Origin of the sequence: Neobacillus drentensis (genome assembly GCF_036965245.1) — a bacterium.
Classification (GTDB): domain Bacteria; phylum Bacillota; class Bacilli; order Bacillales; family Cytobacillaceae; genus Neobacillus; species Neobacillus drentensis_G.
Genome location: NZ_JBALPG010000230.1, coordinates 1 through 5,094 on the forward strand (window position 1 = coordinate 1; position 5,094 = coordinate 5,094).

At 36.3% G+C, this 5,094-nt stretch carries 7 protein-coding genes and 1 other annotated feature; of the genes, 4 read left to right on the forward strand and 3 right to left on the reverse strand.

Annotated elements, in window-relative coordinates; all coding sequences use genetic code 11:
• The first annotated feature begins 107 nt into the window (after positions 1-107).
• Both V7150_RS26000 and V7150_RS26005 read left to right on the forward strand, forming a co-directional pair.
• Entirely contained in the window at positions 108-239 is a 132-nt protein-coding gene (locus tag V7150_RS26000; protein ID WP_335524094.1) for a hypothetical protein, read from the forward strand.
• Positions 223-378, forward strand: coding sequence for a hypothetical protein (locus V7150_RS26005; protein ID WP_335524097.1), 156 nt, complete (start codon positions 223-225; stop codon positions 376-378). Before V7150_RS26000 ends, V7150_RS26005 begins: the two co-directional genes overlap by 17 nt.
• 33 nt (positions 379-411) lie before the next feature.
• Here V7150_RS26005 and V7150_RS26010 read toward each other — a convergent pair whose 3' ends face one another.
• On the reverse strand, positions 412-1,305 hold the full coding sequence (locus tag V7150_RS26010) for a cupredoxin domain-containing protein (RefSeq protein WP_335524098.1): 894 nt from the start codon (positions 1,303-1,305) through the stop codon (positions 412-414).
• A 134-nt stretch (positions 1,306-1,439) separates the two neighbouring features.
• The gene (locus tag V7150_RS26015) at positions 1,440-1,574 is read right to left on the reverse strand and encodes a hypothetical protein (protein WP_335524100.1); all 135 of its coding nucleotides are present in this window, start codon (positions 1,572-1,574) and stop codon (positions 1,440-1,442) included.
• 152 nt (positions 1,575-1,726) lie between these two features.
• Positions 1,727-1,942: a binding site (T-box leader), on the forward strand.
• 48 nt (positions 1,943-1,990) lie between these two features.
• Here V7150_RS26015 and proS point away from each other — a divergent pair.
• Both proS and V7150_RS26025 read left to right on the forward strand, forming a co-directional pair.
• Positions 1,991-3,421 (forward strand): proline--tRNA ligase, encoded by a 1,431-nt coding sequence (gene proS, locus V7150_RS26020; protein WP_420490336.1) that lies wholly within the window; start codon positions 1,991-1,993, stop codon positions 3,419-3,421.
• Between the two features lie 238 nt (positions 3,422-3,659).
• Positions 3,660-4,220, forward strand: a complete 561-nt coding sequence (locus V7150_RS26025; RefSeq protein ID WP_335524103.1) for a GNAT family N-acetyltransferase — start codon at positions 3,660-3,662, stop codon at positions 4,218-4,220.
• Positions 4,221-4,266: 46 nt separating this feature from the next.
• Here V7150_RS26025 and V7150_RS26030 read toward each other — a convergent pair whose 3' ends face one another.
• Positions 4,267-4,854 (reverse strand): YdcF family protein, encoded by a 588-nt coding sequence (locus tag V7150_RS26030; RefSeq protein ID WP_335524105.1) that lies wholly within the window; start codon positions 4,852-4,854, stop codon positions 4,267-4,269.
• Between the last annotated feature and the right edge of the window lie 240 nt (positions 4,855-5,094).

The following is a 5,094-nucleotide window of genomic DNA, read 5'->3' on the forward strand; positions in this document are numbered from 1 at the left end:
CTATTAATTTGGAGAAAATAATAAACTTTTCAGAAAATAGTTATTTATGTAAGATGATACGATCTGATATAATACTATCAAATTATTGAAAAGTGAGGACATCATTCATGACAAACGGCGAATTCGAATTGCTAGTGAATCGATTTGAGAATGAGGCTGCAAACAATTCAAAGTCATATCGAACAAAAGTACTTTTAATGACGGGGCTTGGCTTCGGAAAACTTGGAAGAATTATATGAAAAATATGTTCATGAACTAACTGCCTTCACAGATACCGCAGTCATTATCCTTAACGAAAAGGATGATCTTTTTCAGAAAATAAAATTAATCGATCATGCTTCTATCTATAATCTCAAAAAAAGTGAATGGGTATCATAAAAAAACGGCAAACCAAATAGGTTTGCCATTTTTTTACTCAACTATTATGGTACCTTTATACATCTTCATACCACAGCTGAAGGTATATTCGCCTGTTTTGTCAGGTGTGAATGATAGTTTTGTTGTTCCCACCTTTAGATTCACGTTGTTTATATTAAAATCTGGAATCATAAAGGTAGATAGACAGCTATTATTCTCAAGTGGATTTTCAATTTCAAGTTCCACCGGTACACCTTTCTTTACGCGGATCACCCTAGGAGAATATCCCTTATTAGTCACAAGCATTTTTATTTTAGGAGTGCTATCATCTGTAACATCAATTTCTGTTTTAGTTGCTGCCTGATTGCTTGATTCTAGTTTAGCTTGTGCTTGGAGATCTTCATTTTTTACTGGGATTTTCACCATATCACTGCTATACATAAACAAAAACAACGATACAAGAATGACTCCACCTGCAATAATTGCAAAAGGGGAGAGTTCTTGCGTATCGATTGAAAATTTGTTGTCAGCCACCACATGAATATATACAATTACAAACCCGATAATTACAACATAGAAACCTAATAAAATTCCAAGCAAAATCGTTGGGTTAAGGAATTGCAGGAAAACTCCAAGAATGGCGCCATTAATACCACCCATTAAACCGGAAATGGATCCCATCAATATGGCCAATATCCCCACAGGGTGCCCGGCTAAGAAACCAATGACGAATCCTATAATCATGCTGACACCAACAACAAGAAATGTCTCACCAGAGATAATTCCTATAATACTGCCGGAAAGCAGCCCCGTAATAACAGCTATGACCATGCTAATCATTATTCCCGGGGTGTTTGTCAGCTTGTCTTTATTTCGGTAAACAAGATAAATAGAATAGCCGGAGCCCACTGCTACAAATGCAGCCGAAATAATCGAAAATATAGTCATGTTTAGTCTCCTCTTATATAGCCTTTAGAAATAAACAACATAAGAGTATTATAAAGGTAATTTATGTCCTATGAGTGTTAGGCAATTTGAACGTTTTATGAATATTGGATAACGAATGAGGAATATGGGGAATATTATTTTTCTTTATCATTATCAAGGGCATTTTTGTAAATACGTTTTAGGAACTCATTTTGCATTCGAATATATTCAAGCAAAATTTCTTTTTCTTCTTCTTCTCGGTCAAGTTCGTCTTTATCATTATTATTCATGTTAATCACCTACTTTTTCTAATAAATGCATTTTACCCCATTTATAAATTAGTTTAAAGGGGAAACGATAGAAACCAATACGTTGAAAGAAAAATATTCCTCCATAGGAATTGACATTTGGTATCTGGACAGATATAATTTTGAAAAATACTATTGAAACATTGACGGGGATTAGTAAAGTGAATCGGTCTTACCAAGAGAGGGAACCAATGGTGCGAGGTTTCTTAAGACAGTCATTTGAACCTGCCTCCGAGTTCTGTATCGGATTTTATTGAAGATACAAGCGGATAAACTCCGTTATCATGGAAAGAGCTTAAAGCATTTGCTTTATGAATTTAGGGTGGTACCGCCAGGCCTTGGTCCCTTTTTAGGATCAAGGTCTTTTTGTATTTAAAAAAATTAATGAGGTGTCAAAAATGGCAAAGGAATTTGTAAAAGATGTTACCAGTATGGACGAGGATTTCGCCCAGTGGTATACAGATGTTGTTACGAAAGCAGATTTAATTGACTATTCGAGCGTTCGCGGTTCGATGATTATTCGACCTTATGGCTATGCGCTTTGGGATAATATTAAAAATGAATTAGACCGCCGTATTAAGGAAACAGGGCATGAAAATGTCTATATGCCATTGTTTATTCCAGAAAGTCTGCTCCAAAAAGAGAAGGATCATGTTGAAGGATTTGCTCCAGAAGTGGCTTGGGTTACACATGGTGGTTCTGAACCATTAGCAGAACGATTGGTTGTCCGCCCAACATCTGAGGTTCTTTTTTGCGAGCATTATAGTAATATCATTCATTCTTATCGTGATTTACCAAAGCTATATAACCAATGGGCAAATGTTGTCCGCTGGGAAAAAACAACCCGTCCATTCCTTCGCACATTAGAGTTTTTATGGCAGGAGGGACATACAGCCCATGCGACGGATGAGGACGCAATGGAAGAAACCATTCAGATGCTAAATGTTTATGCTGAACTTTGTGAAACGATTCTAGCGATTCCAGTCGTAAAAGGGCAAAAGACGGAGAAGGAGAAATTTGCCGGTGCAAAAGCTACTTTCACAATTGAAAGTTTAATGCATGATGGGAAAGCACTGCAATCAGGAACTTCTCACCATTTTGGCACAGGATTTGCCGAAGCATTCGGAATTCAATACACCGACAAAGAAGGAAAGCTGCAATATGTCCATCAAACATCATGGGGCTTCACAACAAGGATTATTGGTGCATTGATTATGGTCCATGGTGATGACCGTGGCCTTGTCATTCCACCAAAAGCAGCACCAACACAAGTCATGATTGTACCTATTGCTCAGCACAAAGAAGGTGTGCTCGATTTTGCTTATGACTTGAAAAAATCACTTGGTCAAGTTGCCCGTGTTGATATCGACGCTAGCGATAAAAAGCCAGGCTGGAAATTTAATGAGTATGAAATGAAGGGTATTCCAGTACGTCTTGAAGTAGGACCAAAAGACATTGAGAATAAGCAAGTTGTTTTAGTAAGACGGGATACATTAGAAAAAGTAATTGTTCCGTTGGCCGAGTTAGAAACAAAGCTTGTTGAATTACTAGATGATATTCAAACCAATTTATATAACAAAGCACTTAAGCATCGAGAAGAAAGAACATCGGTTGCTTTAACCCTTTCTGAATTAAAGGAATCGCTAGAAGCAAAACCAGGATTCATAAAAGCCATGTGGTGCGGTGAACTAGCCTGTGAGGAAAAAATTAAAGAAGAAACAGGGGCAACATCACGTTGTATTCCATTTGAACAAGAGCAGCTATCAGATAATTGCGTTTGCTGCGGAAAAGAAGCGAAACAAATGGTTTATTGGGCAAAAGCTTATTAAAAAATCACTTTTTAAGGCTCTTCCTTTTACGGAAGGGTCTTTTTTGCTATAAATTGTCTTTAAAAGTAATACTTTTGTAAGCCTAGCATCTTTTATCGGCGGATTTTTTCAATATATCGGTGATATTACACTTTTATCAGCGAATTTGACAAGCTTATCGACGAATCAAATTATTAGCTCAAAAAGGGAAATCAAATAATTATAACGAATTTTATATACACAAAGGGAGGAAAAATGAATGAAACCAATACTAATGGATTTTCCAGAAGAGTTTTACACCGAAAGATTGTTGATCCGAAAGCCAATGCCCGGTGATGGAAAAGCGGTATATGCTGCAATGCAGGCCTCATTAAATGAATTAAAACCTTGGATGCCTTGGGCTCATCGAGAGCAAACTGAGCTGGATGTGGAGGCAAATATGCGAGATGCTCATGCGAAGTTTTTAACTCGGGAGGATTTACGACTTCATATTTTTCATAAAGAAACAGGAGAATTTATCGGTTCATCAGGTTTACATAGAATTAACTGGTATGTACCAAAGTTTGAAATCGGTTATTGGATTGATACCCGATATAGTGGGAATGGTTATATTACGGAAGCCGCTAAAGCAATAACGGAATTTGCCTTTAAAGAGTTAAAAGCAAGACGAGTTGAGATTCGGTGTGACTATAAAAATAGTAAAAGCCGGGCTATCCCAGAGAAATTAGGATTTACATTAGAAGGTATATTAAATAATAATGGAATTTCGGCTGACACAAACGAACTGCGCGATACATGTATTTATGCAAAAATACAATAATGATCAAATGAAAAACTCGACCGTTAACGTCGAGTTTTCATGCCTTTCAATCTAGTATATACCTTTTCAAGTAGAATTTAGTAATCGCCAAGTATTCGCGCGTATACGATTTTATAACGGCCTTCCAAGGGGTTTTTGCAGGGAGACCTTGCACATCTAACCCCTGATCTCTGGCTATTGAGATGGCACGGTACAAATGAAAATTATTCGTAACCACCAGACCAACCTTTGCATTCGAGGGAATAAGCTTTTTCGAAAAATTAATATTTTCATATGTATCTGTGGAGTGGTCCTCTAAAATAATCTTTGTTTCACTAATTCCTTGTTTTACAAGCTCTCTCTTAATGCACTCTGCTTCAGAAATATCTTCACCAGTGCCTTGTCCTCCTGATGCAATAACGATTGTATCCTTGTTTTCCTTTAAATATTTCGCCGCAGCATTAATTCTGCTTGCAAATGCCAGTGAGGGGATGGTGCCTTTTACTCTTGCTCCTAATACGATTAAATAATCAGCGTTTTTTGGTGCTTCCACACGGCTATACTGGCTTATCTTAAATTGCAGAAAGCCAACATAAATTAGGCCTAAAATCACGAGAATACCAAATATGGATACCATTCTTTTCTTTTTCTTCATCTTTTCAAATCCATTTCTATAATTTAATCATAACTATTAGTAATGTTATTATTCTGATAGTACCATAATATGACAGTTTTTGATATTTTATGGTAGAAGGTGCAGGAAATTTCCTGCACCTTTTATTATTAAAAAAATATAAAATATCAAAAACTGTCATATTATGGTACTATCAGAATAATAACATTACTAATAGTTATGATTAAATTATAGAAATGGATTTGAAAAGATGAAGAAAAA

Bases quoted from the DNA above. Each gene is read 5' to 3' on its own strand.
- V7150_RS26000 (WP_335524094.1), top strand. From the start codon at position 108: ATGACAAACGGCGAATTCGAATTGCTAGTGAATCGATTTGAGAATGAG.
- V7150_RS26025 (WP_335524103.1), top strand. From the start codon at position 3,660: ATGAAACCAATACTAATGGATTTTCCAGAAGAGTTTTACACCGAAAGA.
- V7150_RS26030 (WP_335524105.1), bottom strand. From the start codon at position 4,854: ATGAAGAAAAAGAAAAGAATGGTATCCATATTTGGTATTCTCGTGATT.
- V7150_RS26010 (WP_335524098.1), bottom strand. From the start codon at position 1,305: ATGACTATATTTTCGATTATTTCGGCTGCATTTGTAGCAGTGGGCTCC.
- V7150_RS26015 (WP_335524100.1), bottom strand. From the start codon at position 1,574: ATGAATAATAATGATAAAGACGAACTTGACCGAGAAGAAGAAGAAAAA.
- proS (WP_420490336.1), top strand. From the start codon at position 1,991: ATGGCAAAGGAATTTGTAAAAGATGTTACCAGTATGGACGAGGATTTC.